Origin of the sequence: Pseudomonas sp. PS1(2021) (assembly GCF_020405165.1) — a bacterium.
GTDB lineage: Bacteria > Pseudomonadota > Gammaproteobacteria > Pseudomonadales > Pseudomonadaceae > Pseudomonas > Pseudomonas aeruginosa.
This window is the reverse complement of the sequence record NZ_CP084484.1, coordinates 2,592,742-2,610,413: the sequence shown is the minus strand read 5'-3', so window position 1 is coordinate 2,610,413 and position 17,672 is coordinate 2,592,742. Positions and strand designations below refer to the sequence as shown.

General features: G+C 66.6%; 17 protein-coding genes. 6 read left to right on the top strand and 11 right to left on the bottom strand.

Features of this window, described 5'->3' with window-relative positions; genetic code table 11:
* Positions 1–44 precede the first annotated feature (44 nt).
* Positions 45–1,085: an RNA methyltransferase gene (locus tag LE197_RS12310; protein ID WP_003122825.1), complete on the bottom strand. Its 1,041-nt coding sequence runs from the start codon at positions 1,083–1,085 to the stop codon at positions 45–47.
* A 37-nt stretch (positions 1,086–1,122) separates the two neighbouring features.
* Here LE197_RS12310 and LE197_RS12305 point away from each other — a divergent pair, with 37 nt between their 5' ends.
* Positions 1,123–1,485: a DUF1883 domain-containing protein gene (locus LE197_RS12305; protein WP_003122824.1), complete on the top strand. Its 363-nt coding sequence runs from the start codon at positions 1,123–1,125 to the stop codon at positions 1,483–1,485.
* Positions 1,486–1,498: 13 nt separating this feature from the next.
* A complete protein-coding gene (locus tag LE197_RS12300) occupies positions 1,499–1,996 on the top strand; it encodes a prolyl-tRNA synthetase associated domain-containing protein (RefSeq protein ID WP_023108911.1) in 498 nt (165 codons plus the stop codon).
* 51 nt (positions 1,997–2,047) lie between these two features.
* Here the strand turns inward: LE197_RS12300 and LE197_RS12295 are convergent, their stop codons facing one another.
* The 4 genes from LE197_RS12295 to tsi1 form a co-directional block, all read right to left on the bottom strand.
* A complete protein-coding gene (locus tag LE197_RS12295; RefSeq protein WP_003098191.1) occupies positions 2,048–2,410 on the bottom strand; it encodes a YggL family protein in 363 nt (120 codons plus the stop codon).
* A 14-nt stretch (positions 2,411–2,424) separates the two neighbouring features.
* The gene (gene metH / locus LE197_RS12290; protein ID WP_003088025.1) at positions 2,425–6,129 is read right to left on the bottom strand and encodes a methionine synthase; all 3,705 of its coding nucleotides are present in this window, start codon (positions 6,127–6,129) and stop codon (positions 2,425–2,427) included.
* 274 nt (positions 6,130–6,403) lie between these two features.
* Positions 6,404–6,868: a type VI secretion system effector peptidoglycanhydrolase Tse1 gene (gene tse1 / locus LE197_RS12285; protein ID WP_003088027.1), complete on the bottom strand. Its 465-nt coding sequence runs from the start codon at positions 6,866–6,868 to the stop codon at positions 6,404–6,406.
* Positions 6,869–6,909: 41 nt separating this feature from the next.
* The gene (tsi1, locus tag LE197_RS12280) at positions 6,910–7,428 is read right to left on the bottom strand and encodes a type IV secretion system immunity protein Tsi1 (RefSeq protein ID WP_003113603.1); all 519 of its coding nucleotides are present in this window, start codon (positions 7,426–7,428) and stop codon (positions 6,910–6,912) included.
* A gap of 361 nt (positions 7,429–7,789) precedes the next feature.
* Between tsi1 and LE197_RS12275 the strand changes: the two genes are divergently transcribed.
* Positions 7,790–10,078, top strand: a complete 2,289-nt coding sequence (locus tag LE197_RS12275) for a fatty acid cis/trans isomerase (RefSeq protein ID WP_023108910.1) — start codon at positions 7,790–7,792, stop codon at positions 10,076–10,078.
* Between the two features lie 122 nt (positions 10,079–10,200).
* On the top strand, positions 10,201–10,785 hold the full coding sequence (gene nfuA, locus LE197_RS12270; RefSeq protein WP_003088034.1) for a Fe-S biogenesis protein NfuA: 585 nt from the start codon (positions 10,201–10,203) through the stop codon (positions 10,783–10,785).
* A 58-nt stretch (positions 10,786–10,843) separates the two neighbouring features.
* On the opposite strand, the gene LE197_RS12265 is transcribed toward nfuA, so the two are convergent.
* From LE197_RS12265 to LE197_RS12255, 3 genes are read right to left on the bottom strand one after another with little or no spacing between them, the layout of a single operon-like run.
* Positions 10,844–12,013 carry an MFS transporter gene (locus LE197_RS12265; protein WP_003161607.1) on the bottom strand — a complete coding sequence of 390 codons (1,170 nt, stop codon included), beginning with the start codon at positions 12,011–12,013 and terminating at the stop codon, positions 10,844–10,846.
* Between the two features lie 4 nt (positions 12,014–12,017).
* Positions 12,018–12,260 carry a DUF1272 domain-containing protein gene (locus tag LE197_RS12260; RefSeq protein ID WP_003088038.1) on the bottom strand — a complete coding sequence of 81 codons (243 nt, stop codon included), beginning with the start codon at positions 12,258–12,260 and terminating at the stop codon, positions 12,018–12,020.
* Between the two features lie 22 nt (positions 12,261–12,282).
* Positions 12,283–13,287, bottom strand: coding sequence for a GlxA family transcriptional regulator (locus LE197_RS12255; RefSeq protein ID WP_023099698.1), 1,005 nt, complete (start codon positions 13,285–13,287; stop codon positions 12,283–12,285).
* A gap of 248 nt (positions 13,288–13,535) precedes the next feature.
* On the opposite strand from LE197_RS12255, the gene LE197_RS12250 reads away from it, so the two are divergent.
* Complete coding sequence (locus LE197_RS12250) at positions 13,536–14,741, top strand: sensor domain-containing diguanylate cyclase (RefSeq protein WP_003108722.1); 1,206 nt, start codon at positions 13,536–13,538, stop codon at positions 14,739–14,741.
* Positions 14,742–14,790: 49 nt separating this feature from the next.
* On the opposite strand, the gene LE197_RS12245 is transcribed toward LE197_RS12250, so the two are convergent.
* On the bottom strand, positions 14,791–15,066 hold the full coding sequence (locus LE197_RS12245) for a hypothetical protein (protein ID WP_003098204.1): 276 nt from the start codon (positions 15,064–15,066) through the stop codon (positions 14,791–14,793).
* Positions 15,067–15,350: 284 nt separating this feature from the next.
* Here LE197_RS12245 and LE197_RS12240 point away from each other — a divergent pair, with 284 nt between their 5' ends.
* Complete coding sequence (locus LE197_RS12240; protein ID WP_003098205.1) at positions 15,351–16,214, top strand: LysR family transcriptional regulator; 864 nt, start codon at positions 15,351–15,353, stop codon at positions 16,212–16,214.
* Here the strand turns inward: LE197_RS12240 and LE197_RS12235 are convergent.
* Entirely contained in the window at positions 16,202–17,359 is a 1,158-nt protein-coding gene (locus LE197_RS12235; RefSeq protein WP_003113608.1) for an HPP family protein, read from the bottom strand. The two genes, LE197_RS12240 and LE197_RS12235, sit on opposite strands and share 13 nt — an antisense overlap.
* Before the next feature lie 91 nt (positions 17,360–17,450).
* Positions 17,451–17,672: a hypothetical protein gene (locus LE197_RS12230; RefSeq protein WP_023108909.1), complete on the bottom strand. Its 222-nt coding sequence runs from the start codon at positions 17,670–17,672 to the stop codon at positions 17,451–17,453.

Here is a 17,672-nt window from a genome sequence, read left to right as displayed (position 1 = left end):
TACCTGCCCTGAGAGTCTAGACCCTTGGCGGGAGGAGGGTGGCTTCAGGCCTGGCGGGCGGGGATGCGCCGTTCCACCGTGCCCTGCGTGGCTCTGGCGCGCAGTTGCCCGCAGCCGCCGTCGATGTCCTGGCCGGCCGAGTTGCGCACCTTGGTCAGCACGCCGCGGCTGTGCAGGTAGCGCACCAGCTCGACGATCCGCTCCCCGCTCGGGCGCCGGTAGGCGTCGCCGTCCATGCTGTTGTAGGGGATCAGGTTCATCACCGCGAAGCGGCCCTTGAGCAGGCGCAGGATGCCGTCCATTTCCTCCAGGCTGTCGTTGATCCCTTCGAGCAGGGTCCATTGGTACTGGATCGGATAGTCGACCCGGCGGGCGTAGGCCTCGCCGGCTTCCACCAGTTCTTCCGGGCTCAGCGGCGGCGCCTTGGGCAACAGTTGCCGGCGCAGTTCGGCGCGGGTGCTGTGCAGGGACAGGGCGAGGGCGGGCTTCACCCGTTGCCGGGGCAGGCGCTCGAACACGCGGGGATCGCCGACGGTGGAGAACACCAGGTTCTTGTGGCCGATGCCGCCATCGGTGCCGAGCAGGTCGATGGCTTCGAGGACGTTGTCGAGGTTGTGCGCCGGCTCGCCCATGCCCATGAACACCACTTTCTTCACCGCTCGCCGACGGCGCGCCAGGACCACCTGGGCGACCATCTCCAGGCTGCCGACCTGGCGCAGCAGGCCGCTGCGGCCGGTCATGCAGAACACGCAGCCGACCGCGCAGCCGACCTGGGTCGAGACGCACAGCCCACCGCGCGGCAGCAGCACGCTTTCCACCATCTGCCGGTCGGCCAGTTCCACCAGCAGGCGCGACGAGCCGTCGCTCGCCGGATGCTCGCTGTGCAGGCGGGCGATGCCTTCCAGTTCCGCTGCTACCTGGGGCAGACCATGGCGTACGCCCAGCGGCAGGAAGTCCTCGGCCCGCTGGCGGGCGGTGCAGGCATCGAGGGCGCGGCCCTGCAGCCAGGCGCGGACGATCCTCCCGCAATGCAGGGGCTTGGCGCCGAGATCGGCGAGGCGCTGGTGGAGGTCTTGGCTACGCATGGGGCGCGCATCCTACCATTGCCCGTCATGAGGCGGTATGGCCGGCGCCGACGTGCTATCGTTGCGCTCCGCTCCACCGCAGCAACGGAACCGTTCCATGAAATTCGTCCACCAGCGCGAACACCTCAACGAAGACGACATCGTGGTCATCGAGTGCTCGCAGCAATGCAATATCCGCCTGATGAACGACGCCAATTTCCGCAGTTTCAAGAATGGCGGGCGGCATAGCTACCATGGCGGCGCCTTCGACCGCTTCCCGGCGAAGATCAAGGTGCCCAGCACCGGGTTCTGGAACATCACCATCGATACCGTGACGCGGCGCCCGATCAGCGTGACGCGCAAGCCGAACTTCAAGTGGTCGATCAAGTTCGTGCGCCGTTCCGGTTCGCAGTTCACCTGAGGGCGCGCGTCCCATGAGTGCGAAAATGGACGAGCAGGCGCTTCTGGCGTTGCTCCGCGAGCTGGCCATCGACAGCCAGCGGGTCGAGCATCCCGCGATCTCCTCCATCGAGGAATATTACGCGCAGGGCATCGAATTGCCCGACCAGGGCATCAAGAACCTGTTCCTGCGCAACCGCAAGGGTACTCGCCACTACCTGGTGCTGCTCGACGAGCGCAAGGAGGCCGACCTGCCGGGCATCGCCGAACAGATCGGCGAAAGCCGCCTGTCGTTCGCCTCGGTCGAGCGCCTGCGCGAATACCTCGGCGTTGAACTGGGCTGCGTGACGCCTTTCGCGCTGGTCAACGATCCGCAGCACAGGGTCGAGGTGTTGCTCGACGATGCCATCCGCCAGGACCAGTTGCTCGGTTTCCACCCGTTGGTGAATACCGCCACCGAGTGCATCCGCTACGCAGACCTGCTGGCTTTCCTCGCCCACACGGGGCATGAACCGCGCCTGATCCGGGTGTAGGTCGCAGCTTCGCGCCTGCCGGCGCCAGGCCAGGTCATGCCGGCGCCGGTTTCACTCGAAGAAGTTGTGCCAGCAGTCGCTCAACGGGCCGACCTCGAAGGTCTTGCACCAGGGTTGGGCTTCCAGCCACAGGCGGGCGCTTTCCCGGTCCGCCTCGTCCAGGCTGCCGACCCGCGCCAGGCACAGGTAGCCGCTGATCTCCGCCTGTTCCGGCGAGCCGCCACCGCCGAACACCCAGCCCTGGGCCTCGACGAAGTCGATCAGATGGTCCAGCGCATCGTCGTGGGAGAGGGCGTTGCGGTCGTAGGTCAGTTCGAAGCTGAAGCCGAACTCCTGGAACTCGCCCAGGCGCAGTTTCTTGCGCAGGCGGCGCTTGCGCGGCTTTTCCATCTGCTCGGGAGTGAGGAATTTCATCGTCGCCTTCCTGGTCAGTCATCGTAGCCAAGGTTCGGCGCCAGCCAGCGCTCGCTGACGCTGGCTTCCTGGCCCTTGCGCTGGCTGTAGCGTTCCACCTGGTCCTTGTCGATCTTGCCGACCGCGAAGTACTGCGCCTGCGGGTGGGCGAAATACCAACCGCTGACCGCCGCGGCCGGGAACATCGCGTAGTGCTCGGTCAGGCTGACGCCGGACAGGCCCTGCGGATCGAGCAGTTCGAACAGAGTGCCTTTCTCGGTATGGTCGGGGCAGGCCGGGTAGCCCGGTGCCGGGCGGATGCCGACGTATTGCTCCTTGATCAAGGCCTCGTTGTCGAGGTGTTCGTCGCGGGCGTAGCCCCAGTACTCCTTGCGCACCCGCTCGTGCAACCACTCGGCGCAGGCTTCGGCGAGGCGGTCGGCGAGCGCCTTGACCATGATGCTGTTGTAGTCGTCGCCCTTGGCTTCGTACGCCTTGGCCACTTCCTCGGCGCCGATCCCGGCGGTGGTGATGAAGCCGCCGATGTAGTCGCGCACGCCGCTTTCCTTCGGCGCGACGAAATCGGCCAGCGACAGGTTCGGCTTGCCGTCCGGCTTGATCGTCTGCTGCCGCAGGTGGTGCAGGGTGGCGAGGGTCTCGCCATCGGCGCCGTAGACCTCCAGGTCGTCGTGCTCGACCTGGTTGGCCGGCCAGAAGCCGAACACCGCACGGGCCTTGATCAGCTTCTCGTCGATCAGCTTCTTCAGCATCGCCTGGGCGTCGTTGAACAACGAGGTGGCGGCCTCGCCGACCACCTCGTCGGTGAGGATGCGCGGGTACTTGCCGGCCAGGTCCCAGGAAATGAAGAACGGCGTCCAGTCGATGTACTCGGCGAGCACCGCGAGGTCGATCTCGTCGAGCACCCTGACGCCGGTGAAGGAAGGCGTCGGCGCCTGGTAGCCGGCCCAGTCGAACGCCGGCTTGTTGGCGATCGCCTGTTCGTAGCTCAGCCGCTCGGTGCGGGCGCTGCGGTTGGCCGTGCGTTCGCGGACCACCGCGTAGTCGGCGCGGGTGCGGGCCACGTAGTCGGCCTTCAGCTCCTTGGACAGCAGGCTGGTGGCCACGCCTACCGCGCGCGAGGCGTCGGTGACGTAGACCACCGCGTCGTTGCTGTACTGCGGATCGATCTTCACCGCGGTATGCGCCTTCGAGGTAGTGGCGCCGCCGATCATCAGCGGCAACTGGAAATTCTGCCGCTGCATTTCCTTGGCGACGTGGACCATCTCGTCCAGCGACGGCGTGATCAGGCCAGACAGGCCGATGATGTCGCATTTCTCGGCGATGGCGGTCTGCAGGATCTTCTCCGCCGGCACCATCACGCCGAGGTCGACCACGTCATAGCCGTTGCAGCCGAGCACCACGCCGACGATGTTCTTGCCGATGTCGTGCACGTCGCCCTTCACCGTGGCCATCAGGATCTTGCCCTTGGCTTCCGGCTTGTCGCCTTTCTCCGCCTCGATGAAGGGAATCAGGTGGGCCACCGCCTGCTTCATCACTCGCGCGGACTTGACCACCTGCGGGAGGAACATCTTGCCGGCGCCGAACAGGTCGCCGACCACGTTCATCCCGGACATCAGCGGACCTTCGATGACCTCGATGGGACGCGCACACTGCTGGCGGCATTCCTCGGTGTCCTCGACGATCCAGGTGGTGATGCCCTTGACCAGCGCATGCTCGAGGCGCTTCTCGACGCTGTAGCTGCGCCATTCCTCGTCCTCGGCCTCCTTGACCGCGCCGCCGCCCTTGTAGTCGTCGGCGATCGCCAGCAGGGCCTCGGTGGCCTCGGGCGTGCGGTTGAGCACCACGTCCTCGACCCGGTCGCGCAGCGCTTTCGGAATCTCGTCGTAGATTTCCAGCTGGCCGGCGTTGACGATGCCCATGGTCAGGCCGTTGCGGATCGCGTAGTAGAGGAACACCGAGTGGATCGCCTCGCGTACCGGGTTGTTGCCGCGGAACGAGAAGGACACGTTGGACACCCCGCCCGAGCTCAGGGCGTAGGGCAGGTGGTCGCGGATGTAGGCGCAGGCGTTGATGAAATCGACCGCGTAGTTGTTGTGTTCCTCGATGCCGGTGGCGATGGCGAAGATGTTCGCATCGAAGATGATGTCTTCCGGTGGGAAGCCGACTTCGTCGACCAGGATGTCGTAGGAGCGCTTGCAGATTTCTTCCTTGCGCGCCTGGGTGTCGGCCTGGCCGTCCTCGTCGAAGGCCATCACCACCACCGCGGCGCCGTAGCGCTTGCACAGGCGGGCATGGTGCTTGAAGGCCTCGACGCCTTCCTTCATCGAGATCGAGTTGACGATGCCCTTGCCCTGGATGCACTTCAGGCCGGCCTCGATCACTTCCCACTTGGAGGAGTCGATCATGATCGGCACGCGCGAGATGTCGGGCTCGGAGGCGATCAGGTTGAGGAAGGTGACCATGGCCGCCTTCGAGTCCAGCATGCCTTCGTCCATGTTGATGTCGATCACCTGGGCGCCGGCTTCCACCTGCTGCTGGGCGACCTCGAGAGCTTCCGCGTAGTTTTCCTCGCGGATCAGCCGGGCGAACTTGGCCGAACCGGTGATGTTGGTGCGCTCGCCGACGTTGACGAACAGCGAGCTGCGGTCGATGGTGAACGGCTCCAGGCCGGACAGGCGACAGGCCCGGGGAATCTCCGGGATGGCCCGCGGCGGGTACTTGGCCACTGCCTTGGCGATCGCCTCGATGTGCGCCGGGGTGGTGCCGCAGCAGCCGCCGACGATATTGAGGAAGCCGGCGGCGGCGAATTCCTCGACCACCACGGCCATTTCCGCCGGCGATTCGTCGTATTCGCCGAAGGCGTTCGGCAGGCCGGCGTTGGGGTGGGCCGAGACATGAGTGTCGGCCTTGGTCGACAGTTCCTCGATGTACGGCCGCAATTCCTTGGCGCCGAGGGCGCAGTTCAGGCCTACCGAGATCGGCCGGGCATGCCGCACCGAGTTCCAGAAGGCCTCGGTGGTCTGGCCCGACAGGGTGCGGCCGGAGGCGTCGGTGATGGTTCCGGAGATCATGATCGGCAGCTCCACGCCGAGTTCCTCGAACACGCCCTGGACGGCGAAGATCGCCGCCTTGGCGTTGAGGGTGTCGAAGATGGTCTCGATCAGGATCAGGTCGGCGCCGCCTTCGATCAGGCCGCGGGTCGCCTCGACGTAGTTCTCCACCAGTTCGTCGAAGGTGACGTTGCGGTAGCCGGGGTTGTTCACGTCCGGGGAAATCGAGCAGGTGCGGCTGGTCGGGCCGAGCACGCCGGCGACGAAACGCGGCTTGTCCGGGGTCTCGGCGGTCTTCGCGTCCGCCACCTGGCGGGCCAGGCGCGCCCCTTCGACGTTGAGTTCGTAGGCCAGCGACTGCATGCCGTAGTCGGCCTGGGACACCTGGGTGGCGTTGAAGGTGTTGGTCTCGAGGATGTCGGCGCCGGCGTCGAGGTAGGCCTTCTCGATGGCCTGGATCACGTCCGGGCGGCTCAGCAGCAAGAGGTCGTTGTTGCCTTTCACGTCGCTCGGCCAGTCGGCGAAGCGCTCGCCGCGGTAGTCGGCCTCTTCCAGCTTGTAGCTCTGGATCATGGTGCCCATGCCGCCATCGAGGATCAGGATACGTTCCCTGAGGGCGTGCTGGAGGGCTTGCAGGCGGGCGCTGCGATCGGTGAGCGGGCTGGACATGGATGGACCTGGCGTCAGTGGGCGGAAAGGTGAAAAGCATAACAAAGGCAGGGGCTTTCCGGCCGGGGGTGGTCGGACCATGAATTTCATTCAAGTTGAAGGATGTTCATTCGCGGGCCGGAAAAATCCCTGGCGCCGTTTTGTCGCAGTATACGGGCGGAATGCGGAGGTCGGAGTGCGCAGGCGGGCGGCGAAGGGACGGCCGAGTGGAGTCGGGATGCTCGTGGGGAATCGTGCTGCGAATGAGTCTGGCTCATTCGCAGCACGGCCTGAATCAACTGGCCCTGGGCAGGCTGCAACTGGCCAGGGAGTAGACGTAGTAGTTGAGGCGGTCGCGGTCGGTGCGATTCCACACCTGGCCGACCGACTTCAGGCCCTGGCTCTGGCCGACCGCGCCGGCGATGCTGCCGCACCAGCACATCGGGTACTTCTGCCGATACAGCGGACCGCTGATGACCACCGCGACGTGCCCGTAGGTGCGGCCCTTCAGGCCGGCGATCACCAGGAAGCCCTGGGCCGCCTTCTGCGCGGCCTCGGCGCCGGAGGCGAGCTTGGTCCAGCTCTGCTCCAGGCCGTCGACCATGGCGTTGGCGTTGCCGCGGGGCATCGGTACGCCCAGCTCGGCGGCCACCGACTGGACGAAGCCGGAACAGTTGTCCTTGTTCGGGGTGCCGGCCAGGTAGCTCTTGTCCCAGCTGTTCTTGCAGGCGTTGACGATGCATTGATCGAGACTGTCCATGTATCACCTATGCGTGTCGATAAGGGGCGCTCCGGCCCGGATCATTTCTTTGCGGTCTGGCAGAACGGCGCGAGCGAACGCTTCACGATCTTCGCGCAGCTGTCGACGGATTCGCCCGAGCATTTCTGACCCAGGCGCAGCCCGTCCTTGTCCACCGCCCAGCGCTGGCCGGAGATGTCCTCGCGGTGCACCACCTTGCAGGTGGCGCTGTCGTAGGACACCAGCTCGGCGCTGGAGCCGCTGAATTCATGCATCAGCACGCGCCGACCGTCCTGGCTCAGGAACACGCCGCCGCGCGACCAGATGCCGCCGTCCTCTATGCGGCAATCGTTGCCGCTGTCGCGGTCGGCCAGGTAGACCGGCGGTTCGGGAAAGGCATCGGGGTTGTCGTCGTTGGGATCCTCGTTGCTGAACATCACGCGGACGTGCTCGTCCTCGCCGCCGAACATGTTCGGCGAGCCGAACTGGGGCACGATTTCCAGCTGGGTGAAAGTACAGTCCGCCGCCTGGGCCGAAAGGCTCAGGAAGAGAGCGGCGAAGCTGCCGGCGAGCAGTTTCATGGGGCGGGTTCTCCGTTGGGCCGCCAGGGCGGCGAAAGGATGGACCAGGCCGCGCCGGGCGCGAACGGAAGCGCCGCCTGACGACAGCAGGCGGAAAGCGGCGAAGAGGGGACGTGGGGCGCACGCGAACCGGCGCGGATGGGGCGCGGCGAGTCGAAACATATCCCTGTTTCCTCGAAGTCATCGTCCTTGATCGCCAGGGCGGGCCTGGGAGCCCGGCTAGCATACGTGGCGGCCGAAGCCGGTGGAATGCTGGCGAAATGGCGGCTCATGTCCGGGGCGCGTTCGCCCGCCGTTGTGAAAGTGCGGCGTAGAGAGGCGGGTTTGCTAGAATCGCCCGTCGCCGAGTGAGGAGTGGTTCATGTTGCCAAGACCGTTGGTTGGGTTGGCCTTCGTTTTGTCGTCTTTTATCCAGTCTGTTTCCGCTGCTGAAATTTCCTATAGCCGTGACGTCCAGCCGATCTTTACCGCCAAATGCGTCGCCTGCCACGCCTGCTACGATTCGCCCTGCCAGCTCAACCTGAGCAGCGCCGAGGGCGCGCAGCGCGGCGCCAACCAACTGCCGGTCTACGACGGCACGCGGACCAAGGCGCAGGAAACCACCCGCCTGTACCTCGATGCGCACGGTGCCGACGCCTGGCGGCGCAAGGACTTCTGGTCGGTGCTCGAACCGCAGGACGGCCAGGCCGCACTGATGGCGCGGATGCTCGAGCTTGGCCACAGCCAGCCGTTGCAGCCGAATGCGAAGATCCCCGAAGGCCTGGACATTTCGATCAGCCGCGCCAACCAGTGCCCGACGCCGGCCAGCATCGATGCGTTCATCCGCAAGAACCCAGGTTCCGGCATGCCTTTCGCGGTGGCCGGGCTGAGCGACGACGAATACGCCACCTTGCAGAAGTGGCTGGCCGCGGGCGCCCCGGTCGACCAGCAGCCGTTGCGGCCGACCGCCGCCGAGGCGCGCCAGGTGGCCAGCTGGGAGCGTTTCCTCAACCAGCCTGGGGCCAAGCAGAGCCTGGTCTCGCGCTGGCTCTACGAGCACCTGTTCCTGGCGCACCTGTATTTCCCGGAGCAGGGCGCGCCCGGCCACTTCTTCCAGCTGGTGCGTTCGCGCACGCCCAGCGGCCAGCCGATCGACCCGATCCCGACCCGGCGTCCCAACGACGATCCGGGCAACAGCTTCTATTACCGCCTCTGGCCGATCCAGGGCGTGATCGTCCACAAGACGCACATCACCTATCCGCTGACGGCGAAGAAGCTGGAACGCGTCCAGGAGCTGTTCTTCGGCACCCAGTGGAACACCGACAAGGTTCCCGGCTACGGCGTGCAGAGCCGCGCCAACCCGTTCGTCACCTTCGCCGCGATCCCGCCACGGGCGCGCTACCAGTTCATGCTGGACAACGCCGAATACTTCACCCGTACCTTCATCCGCGGGCCGGTGTGCCGTGGACAGATCGCTACCGACGTGATCCGCGACAACTTCTGGGTGGTATTCCAGGACCCCGAGCAGGACCTGTTCGTCACCGACGCCAACTTCCGCGCGCAGAGCGAGCCGCTGCTGGCCTTGCCGGGGCAGATCGACGAGCTGAAGAACCTGCTCGGCCTGTGGAGCGCCTACCGGGACAAGCGCAACGAGTACGAAGACCTGCGCCAGGACGTCTACGCCGACGCGCCGCCGCCGACCTGGAACACGATCTGGCACGGCAACGACAACGCCCTGCTGAGCATCTTCCGCCAGTTCGACAGCGCCTCGGTGCGCAAGGGCCTGCTTGGCGAGGTACCGCAGACCCTGTGGCTGATGGACTACCCGCTGTTCGAGCGAACCTACTACGGGCTGGTGGTGAACTTCGATGTCTTCGGCAACGTCTCGCACCAGGCGCAGACGCGCCTGTACTTCGACCTGATCCGCAACGGCGCCGAGCAGAACTTCCTCCGCTTGATGCCGGTCGACGCGCGCCAGCCGTTGCTTGACGACTGGTACCAGAACAGCGGCAAGCTGAAGATGTGGATGGACTACCAGGCCTTCGACGATGACACGCCGAGCGCGCTGGGATTGCCGGAGAAGCAGCCGAAGAAGGCCTTCGCCGAAGAACTGCTGCGTCGCTACGGCGACCTCAATGCGCGCCCCGACCCGATCAACCGCTGCCTGGACGGCAACTGCTATCGACCGGGCATCGACCGCGAACTGCAGGACGCCGAGCAGGCCTTCAGTCGCCTGGTCAGCCGGCCGGCGGCCGGCCTCAAGGTCATCGAGCGCTTCCCCGAGGCGACCATGCTGCGGATACGTACGTCCAGCGGCAAGCGCGAGGTCTATACCGTGCTGCGCAACCGCGCGCACAGCAATGTCGCCTTCATGCTCGGCGAGTCGCTGCGCTACCAGCCGGGCCTGGACACCCTGACGATCTACCCGGGCGTGCTGTCCAGCTACCCGAACTTCATGTTCGATCTGCCGGCGACGGATGCCGAGGCCTTCGTCGGCGCCCTGGAGGCGGCGAAGAGTAGCGAGGACTTCGACAAGGTGGTCGAACGCTGGGGCGTGCGCCGCAGCAATCCGCGGTTCTGGAGCTACTTCCACGATCTCGAGGCGTACCTCCGCGAAACCGAGCCGGTCGAGGCGGGCGCGCTGGACATGAATCGCTACGAGAACCTCTGAGTCTCGCGACCCGCTCCGCAAGGGGCGGGTCGGTTATCGCGAATTATTCCTACTAATTTACTAGGGCTTTATCCGCAAGTACCGATTGGCGTAAACTGTCGGCATATTTGCGAGGAGTTGCCATGAGCGCCATCACCATTACCGAAGCTGCCCAAGCGTATCTGGCCGAGTTGCTGGAGAAGCAGAGCACCCCGGGTATCGGCATTCGTATCTTCATCACCCAGCCGGGTACCCAGTACGCGGAAACCTGCATCGCCTACTGCAAGCCGGGCGAGGAAAAGGTCGAGGACACCGCCATCGCCCTGAAGGACTTCACTGCCTGGATCGATGCGGTCAGCGAGCCCTTCCTCGAAGACGCGGTGGTGGACTACGCCACCGACCGCATGGGCGGCCAGTTGACCATCAAGGCGCCGAACGCCAAGGTGCCGATGGTCAACGAGGACAGCCCGATCACCGAACGCATCAACTACTACCTGCAGACCGAGATCAATCCCGGCCTGGCCAGCCACGGCGGACAGGTGAGCCTGGTCGACGTGGTCGAGGACAACATCGCCGTGTTGCGTTTTGGCGGCGGTTGCCAGGGCTGCGGGATGGTCGACATGACCCTCAAGGATGGCGTCGAGAAGACCCTGATCGAGCGTATTCCCGAACTGAAGGGCGTGCGCGACGTGACCGACCACAGCAACAAGGAGAACGCCTACTACTGAGGCGTTTCCGTAAAGCAGAAGAGGCGACCGCAAGGTCGCCTTTTTCGTTGCCGGCGTTTCAGCGCGACAGCGTCCGCGTTCGCCGTACCGGCCAGAGCAGTGCCAGCGCCACCAGCAGCGCCGGCCAGACCAGCAGGTTCACCGCGTTCCAGCCAAGGCTGGTGATCAGGGCGCCGGAGCCGAACGACATCAGCGCCGCCACCAGGCTGTTGCCTTGCTCCATCAATCCTTGCGCGGCGCCGCGCTCGCTTTCGGCGTGGCCCTCGCCGAGCAGGGTGGTGCCGGCGATGAGCATCAGGTTCCAGCCGCTGCCCAGGGCCAGCGAACTGAGCAGAAAATGCATGACCGACTGCCCGCCCAGGGCGATGCCGGCACTTGCGGCGAGCAGGAACGCGCCGAGCAGGGCGACGCGACGGTTGCCGATGCGGTCGACCAGCGCTCCGGCGAAGAACGCCGGAAGGAACATTCCCAGCACGTGCCACTGGATGACCCGACTCGACTGTTCCAGCGGCAGGCCGCAGAAGCTCATGGCCAGCGGCGTGGCGTTCATGATCAGGATCATCAACCCGTGTCCGGCCGCGGTGCAGGCGATGGCCGCGCGGACCACCGGCCGCCGCAACAGGCCGCCTATGTCGCGCCAGGCGAGCCGTGCCGGGCGTGGCGCCTGGCCTTCGCGGAGCAGGGCCATCAGCAGCAGGCCGGCGAGGGCCAGCACGGCGATCAGCAGATAGGCGCCGACGAAGGGCTGGGCCAGCGCGTTGCGCGACCACAGCGCCAGGCTCGGCGCCAGCAGCGCGGCGAGTACTCCGCCGGCGAGCACGTAGGCGCTGGCGCGGCCTTTCCGCCCGGCATCCACCGCCTCCAGCGCGGCGAACCGGTAGTACATGGCCGAGGCCTGGTAGACCCCGATGCCCAGCGCGCCGAGACAGAACCAGAGGAAATCGCCAGTCCAGACACCGGCGGCGCAGACCAGGCCGCCGAGCACGCCGCCGCCGGCGCCGAGCATCAGCCCGGGACGTCGGCCGTGGCGCTGCATGAAGTGCGACAACGGCTGCACCGCCAGCAGGTTGCCCAGCACCAGCAGGGCCAGGGGCAGGGTGGCCAGGCTGTTCAACGGCGCCAGCTGGACGCCGACCAGGGCGGTCAGGGTTATGCCGATCAGCGAACAGGACCAGTACAGGGCCTGGCCGCAGAACAGCAGGAGCAGGGTCGGGTTGCGTAGCAGCATGGCGTCACTCCGGACAACCGCCGGGCCTGACGACGCGCCGGCTGGAGGCGGGCTGACGGACCAGCGCATCCCGCGGACGCCTTGGCCGGGCCAGCAGTTCGCCGCCGCAGTTCGGGCATTGGCCGCCCAGGCGGGTCGTCGCGCAGTCGCGGCAGAAGGTGCACTCGAAGGTGCAGATCAGCGCGTCGCCGCTGTCGCCGGGCAGGTCGCGGTCGCAGCACTCGCAGTTGGGGCGCAGTTCCAGCATGGGAAGGTCCTCGATGGGAGCGTCAGGCCAGCATGCCGAAGCGTTCGGCGTATTCCTGGGGGCTGACCGAAAGATGCTTGTGGAACGTCCGCCGGAGGTTTTCCGGATGGCCGAAGCCGCACAGCCGGGACACCGTGGCGATCGATGCCTGGGCGTCCTGCAGCAGGGCGCGCGCGGCCTCCAGGCGAACCCGCTCGACGTAGCGACCGGGCGCCACGCCCAGTTCCTGGAGAAATACCCGGGACAGCGTACGCGGGCTCATGCAGGCCCGGTCGGCGAGGGCTTCCAGGGACAGGTCGCCGGCGAGGTTGGCGGGAATCCACTCCAGCAGCGCGGCCAGGCGCGGGGTGCGGCTCGGTTCCGGGGTCAGCCAGGCGCTGAACTGGGCCTGGCCGCCAGGACGCTTGAGGAACATCACCAGGCGTCGCGCGACGCTGAGCGCCAGGCTGCGGCCGAGGTCGGCCTCGACCAGCGCCAGGGCCAGGTCGATTCCCGCCGTGACGCCGGCCGAGGTGAAGATGTGGGCGTCGCCGTCGCGGCACCGCGGGTCGTAGGTGTGCAGGCGGTCGCCTTGCACATGGACGCCGGGAAACCCCTGGCGCAGCGTCGCCACGTCGGCCCAGTGGGTGGTCGCCGGGTGCCCGTCGAGAACCCCGGCGGCGGCCAGGATCAGCGCTCCCGAACACACCGAGCCGAGCCGCCGTATGCGCGGTTCGGCGGCTTTCAGCCAGGCGAGCAGGTCGGCGTTGCGGGTCTGCGCCTCGACACCGAGGCCGCCGGGCACCAACAGGGTGTCCAGGCTTTCCGGCGGACAGTCGCGCCAGGCGAGGTCGGCGCAGATGCGGATGCCCGCGGAACTGGGCACCGCTTCGCTACGCTCGCCGAGCACCTGTATCCGGTAGAAAGGCGGCAGACCCTGGCGCTGGCGTTCGACGTTGGCCGAGGCGAATACCTGCAGCGGTCCGGTCACGTCCAGGCTCATCACGTCGGGATAGATCAGGCAGGCAATCAGGCGTGGTTCGGGCATGGCATGACCTCATGGCGATGGCGGCAGTCTGGCGTCCTTCGGACCTGGCCGCAATGCCAGTTGGCCCACGGATCTTGCCATTCGCTCGCCGGGGCGTCCCGCTGCGCCGATGGCTGGTATCGCCTCGGCACGCCGCATGCCCTATTGTCTGGTAACGGGTGATGGCTTTTTGACTCATCGCTGTAGAGGCGCCAGGGTATTGTCGTCCAGGCCTGTTCCAGCGTTCGGTCCGAGGTAGGGGAGTCAGCATGCTTGCACGCGACGGCCTGGTACAGGCTGGTCTGCCGGATAATCCGTATGCGCGCCAGTTGCGCAACGGTTTTCGTTGGTTGCGGTTCGAAAAGGAGCTGGAAAACGAGTTTCGCGAGTTTCTCAGTTGGAACTCGCTGATGCAGCGGCGTGCTGCCATCGGGGTGGCGTTCCTGATCTGGACGCTGTTCATCGTGGCCGACTGGTTGATGGTGGACATCCGCCTGCATCCCAACCTGTTCGAGCAACTGCTGGGCGTGCGCCTGGGAATGATCGGCCTGCTGCTGGTGGTCTGGCCGGCGGCCTTCCTGCCCAGCCTGCGCAAGGTCGGCGATGCCATCGCGCCCTACTGCCTGCTGCTGATCAACCTGGCGGTGCTGGCCTGCGACGTGCTGTTCGAGTGGCATGGGGTGCCACGCTTCACCCAGTTGGGCGCGACCCTGGGCATCCTCGCGGTGTTCTTCCCGCTCGGCCTGGCGTTCTGGGCCTGCGTGCGCCTGGCGTTGCTGTGCCTGGCCCTGAACCTGGCGGTATTCCTGCTCTTCGGCGGCGAAGAGAACCTGCGCACCAACCTGCTGAATACGCTCTACAACGGCCTGGTGGTCTTGATCTGTTCGTTCGCCCTGTACCTGCAGGACTACGCCCAGCGCGAGCAGTTCCTCGGCCGGCGGCTGCTGGGCATGATGGCCGAACAGGACAGCCTCACCGGCCTGGTCAACCGGCGCTACTACGAGCTGCTCGCCCAGCGGGCCCTGGAGCAGGGCGCCCGCGAGGAAAAGGGGGTGGCGCTGATCCTGGTGGATGTCGACGACTTCAAGGCTTACAACGACCACTACGGGCATCCGGCCGGCGATGCCGCCCTGCGCCAGCTTGGCGTCGTGCTCCGGCAGGGCGCGCGGCGGCCGCTGGATATCGCCGCGCGCCTGGGCGGGGAGGAGTTCGCCGTGTTGCTCTACGACAGCGAGGAGGGCAACACCCTGGCCATCGCCGAGCGCCTGCGGCAGGCGGTGGAGGCGCTGGGCATCGAGCACCTGGGCTCCAGCGCCGGCCCCTACCTGACCATCAGCCTGGGGGTGGCCTATTCGACCTCCGGCATGGGCCTGGACGCGCTCTATCGCGAGGCCGATCGCGCGCTCTACGAGGCCAAGGATGCAGGGCGCAACGCGGTGCGCGTGGCGTTCCGGCAGCACGACCGCCTCGAATAGAGGAAACGAAAAAAGGCGCCCGTGGGCGCCTTTCGTCGTATGGAACGGCTCAGCCTTGGCTGGGCATACTCCAGTCCTGCAGGTTGTAGCCGTTGTGGCTGAGTTCTTCGCGTGCCTGTTGCAGCAGGCCGGCAAGCTGCTCCGGATCGGAGTAGGCGGAGCTCGGAATGCGCGCACGGCCCAGCAGGCGGGTGCCGGTGCGATCGACTACGGACAGGCTCAGGCCGCCGTCACTGCCTAGCTCGGACCAGGCAACGCACTGGTATGGCTGGAAGGCGCGCCCGGTGATCAGCAAAGCCTCGTTGAAACGGAGCGTAGCGTTCATGGGAGTCGGTCTCTCTCGTTCATGTCTGTGTGGAACATGGGTGGCGCTTCCCGGCTCCACCGTGTTCGGTCACGCTAACTGATGCTTTCGAAAGCGAAAAAGTCACGGCGTGGCGCGTTTGTGCAACAGGTTGTCGCTTTTTCGAAGGGTTTAGGCGTGCCGAAGCGGCTAGGCGCGGTGTTTTGTCGCAGATTTCCAGGAGGGCGGCCAGGCCGCCTTGCGCTCGCCGCCCGCGCCTGCACAGCCTAGAATGGCGGCCCACCTGTGGCAGCGGACCGCTTCGCATGGATATCGACCTCGCCCGTACCTTCCTGGAGATCGCCCGCAGCGGTAGCTTCGTCGCTGCCGCGGAACGCCTGCACCTGACCCAGACCGCCGTCACCGCGCGCATCCAGAACCTCGAAGGGCAACTCGGCTGCCGGCTGTTCGTGCGCAACCGCGCGGGCGCGCGCCTGACCGCCGACGGCGAGCACTTCCTCGGCTACGCCAGCCAACTGGTGCAGACCTGGGATGCGGCGCGACGCGACCTGCCGCTGCCGGACGGCTTCCGCAACCTGCTCAACCTCGGCGGCGAGGTCAGCCTGTGCAATCCGCTGCTGCTGAACTGGATGCGGCGCCTGCGCGAGGCGATTCCCGGCCACGCCGTGCGGGTCGAGATCGGCCAGGGTGCCGACCTGCTCAAGCAACTGGAGCAGGGCGCGCTGGACGCCGCGCTGGTCTACCAGCCGGAATACTGGCCGGGGCTGCAGGTCGAGCAGTTGCTGGAGGAAAAGCTGGTGATGGTGCGTTCCGTGCTATCCGCGGAGCCTTATCTGTATGTCGACTGGGGCCCGGATTTCCGCAGCCAGCACGATGCCGCGCTGCCGGACCGGGCCAAGGCCGCGCTGGCCTGCAACCTCGGTCCGCTGGCCCTGCAGTACATCATGCAGAACGGCGGCAGCGGTTATTTCCGTACCCGGGTGGTGAGCAGCTACCTGGATGGCGGCACCCTGCAACGGGTCGAGCAGGCGCCGGAGTTCGCCTACCCGACCTACCTGGTGTACTCCCGCGAGCGCCTGTCGCCGACCCTGCGCCATGCGTTCCAGTTGCTGCGCGAAGTGGTCCGCGAGGACAGCGACTGGTCGCAGCGCTGGGACTACGTGATCTGATCGGCCTGGCCCAGGTGCTGCAGCCAGTTGCGGTAGAGCGCGGCGATCAGGTCGGTCTGGCTGACGATGCCGACCAGGTAGCCGGCCTCGTTGAGCACCGGCAGGCAGTGCAGGCCTTCGTCGGATAGCAGCGAGACCAGTTCGACGGCGTGGGTGTCGGCCTGTACGCAGACCACCGGGGTGGTCATGATCGTCTTCAGCTTGGTCCCGCGCAGGAAGCGCAGGCGCTTGAACGGGCTGCCGTCGGGGCGGAAGTGCTTGAGCAGGTCGCTCTGGGTGACGATGCCGGCCAGCCGCCGATGCTCGTCGAGCACCGGCAGGGCCTTCAGACGGTGTTCCTGCAACTGCTTCCAGGCGTCGTCGATGAAGGTCTCGGTGCTGGCGGTCTGCACGTCGCGGGACATGATCCGTGCCGCGGTCAGCTCGCCCATGCGCCGGCGCAAGGCGTAGCGCTCGGTATGGTGGATCAGTCGCTCGAGATCGTCGCGGGTGATGTCGACGTATTCGCCGAAATCCTGCAGCGCCTGGTCCAGGTCCCGGGCGGAGAAGTCCGTACGCGCGCTCGGCGCCAGGTCGCGGGTGCCATGGAGATTGGCCCGCGGCGACTGGTAGGGGCGCGGGTAGGGAGAGCGCATCAGGTTGTTGTAGAGCAGCGCGCAGCCGATCAGCACCAGGGTGGAGAGCAGGATCGGCCAGACCACGTCGATGCCGAGTTCGCTCAGGGACGGGTTGAGGGCCACGCTCAGGGCCAGCGCGCAGCTCGGCGGATGCAGGCAGCGCAGGGCGAACATCAGCAGCATGCCGAGGGCCATGCCGACCAGGGCCGGGGCCAGATCGTGTCCGAACCAATAGGCGCTGAGGCCGCCGGCCAGGGCGGCGACCAGGTTGCCGCCGAGCATCGACCAGGGTTGCGCCAGGGGGCTGGAGGCGAGGGCGAACAGTAGTACGGCGGATGCGCCGAGCGGCGCTGCCAGGCGCAGCGCCAGTTCGCTGCCGAACAACGCCTGGCAGGCGAATACCGCGGCGAGCGCGCCGATGCAGGCACCGAGTCCGGCGCGCAGGCAGTCGCGCGGTCGAGCGTTCAGGGTCAGGGGGCGGAAGCCTTTCAGCCAGGTGCGTACGGCGGTGCTGGGGGAGTCGTTCATGGAACTCTTCGAAGCGAAAGAAAGGGGCCGTTGCCGGCCCCGTAAGGCACTTTCGTGCTGGAGGCATCCATCCCTGGATGATGGAGTCGGTTCAGGCGAGGAACGGCGGGCCGGCGGCCTCGCGGGATTCCTCGAGGGGGCGGACCACCTGCCGGCAGATCTTGCCGGTATCCCGGGCGACCCGGCGGGCGGCCTCGGGATCGTCGGCGAATGGCAGCAGGGCGGCCTGTTCGCGTTCCTCGCGGGTACTGCCGACGAGGCTGAGCGCGAGGCCGAGCACCAGGGTGGAGAGGCACAGCAGGGACAACAGCAT

Coding starts and splice junctions, on each gene's coding strand:
- LE197_RS12235 (WP_003113608.1), bottom strand. CDS start 17,359: ATGAACGACTCCCCCAGCACCGCCGTACGCACCTGGCTGAAAGGCTTC.
- LE197_RS12255 (WP_023099698.1), bottom strand. CDS start 13,287: ATGCCCGAACCACGCCTGATTGCCTGCCTGATCTATCCCGACGTGATG.
- LE197_RS12295 (WP_003098191.1), bottom strand. CDS start 2,410: ATGAAATTCCTCACTCCCGAGCAGATGGAAAAGCCGCGCAAGCGCCGC.
- tse1 (WP_003088027.1), bottom strand. CDS start 6,868: ATGGACAGTCTCGATCAATGCATCGTCAACGCCTGCAAGAACAGCTGG.
- metH (WP_003088025.1), bottom strand. CDS start 6,129: ATGTCCAGCCCGCTCACCGATCGCAGCGCCCGCCTGCAAGCCCTCCAG.
- LE197_RS12230 (WP_023108909.1), bottom strand. CDS start 17,672: ATGCTGTTGTCCCTGCTGTGCCTCTCCACCCTGGTGCTCGGCCTCGCG.
- LE197_RS12275 (WP_023108910.1), top strand. CDS start 7,790: ATGTTGCCAAGACCGTTGGTTGGGTTGGCCTTCGTTTTGTCGTCTTTT.
- LE197_RS12240 (WP_003098205.1), top strand. CDS start 15,351: ATGGATATCGACCTCGCCCGTACCTTCCTGGAGATCGCCCGCAGCGGT.
- LE197_RS12250 (WP_003108722.1), top strand. CDS start 13,536: ATGCTTGCACGCGACGGCCTGGTACAGGCTGGTCTGCCGGATAATCCG.
- LE197_RS12260 (WP_003088038.1), bottom strand. CDS start 12,260: ATGCTGGAACTGCGCCCCAACTGCGAGTGCTGCGACCGCGACCTGCCC.
- tsi1 (WP_003113603.1), bottom strand. CDS start 7,428: ATGAAACTGCTCGCCGGCAGCTTCGCCGCTCTCTTCCTGAGCCTTTCG.
- LE197_RS12305 (WP_003122824.1), top strand. CDS start 1,123: ATGGCCGGCGCCGACGTGCTATCGTTGCGCTCCGCTCCACCGCAGCAA.
- LE197_RS12265 (WP_003161607.1), bottom strand. CDS start 12,013: ATGCTGCTACGCAACCCGACCCTGCTCCTGCTGTTCTGCGGCCAGGCC.
- nfuA (WP_003088034.1), top strand. CDS start 10,201: ATGAGCGCCATCACCATTACCGAAGCTGCCCAAGCGTATCTGGCCGAG.
- LE197_RS12245 (WP_003098204.1), bottom strand. CDS start 15,066: ATGAACGCTACGCTCCGTTTCAACGAGGCTTTGCTGATCACCGGGCGC.
- LE197_RS12310 (WP_003122825.1), bottom strand. CDS start 1,085: ATGCGTAGCCAAGACCTCCACCAGCGCCTCGCCGATCTCGGCGCCAAG.
- LE197_RS12300 (WP_023108911.1), top strand. CDS start 1,499: ATGAGTGCGAAAATGGACGAGCAGGCGCTTCTGGCGTTGCTCCGCGAG.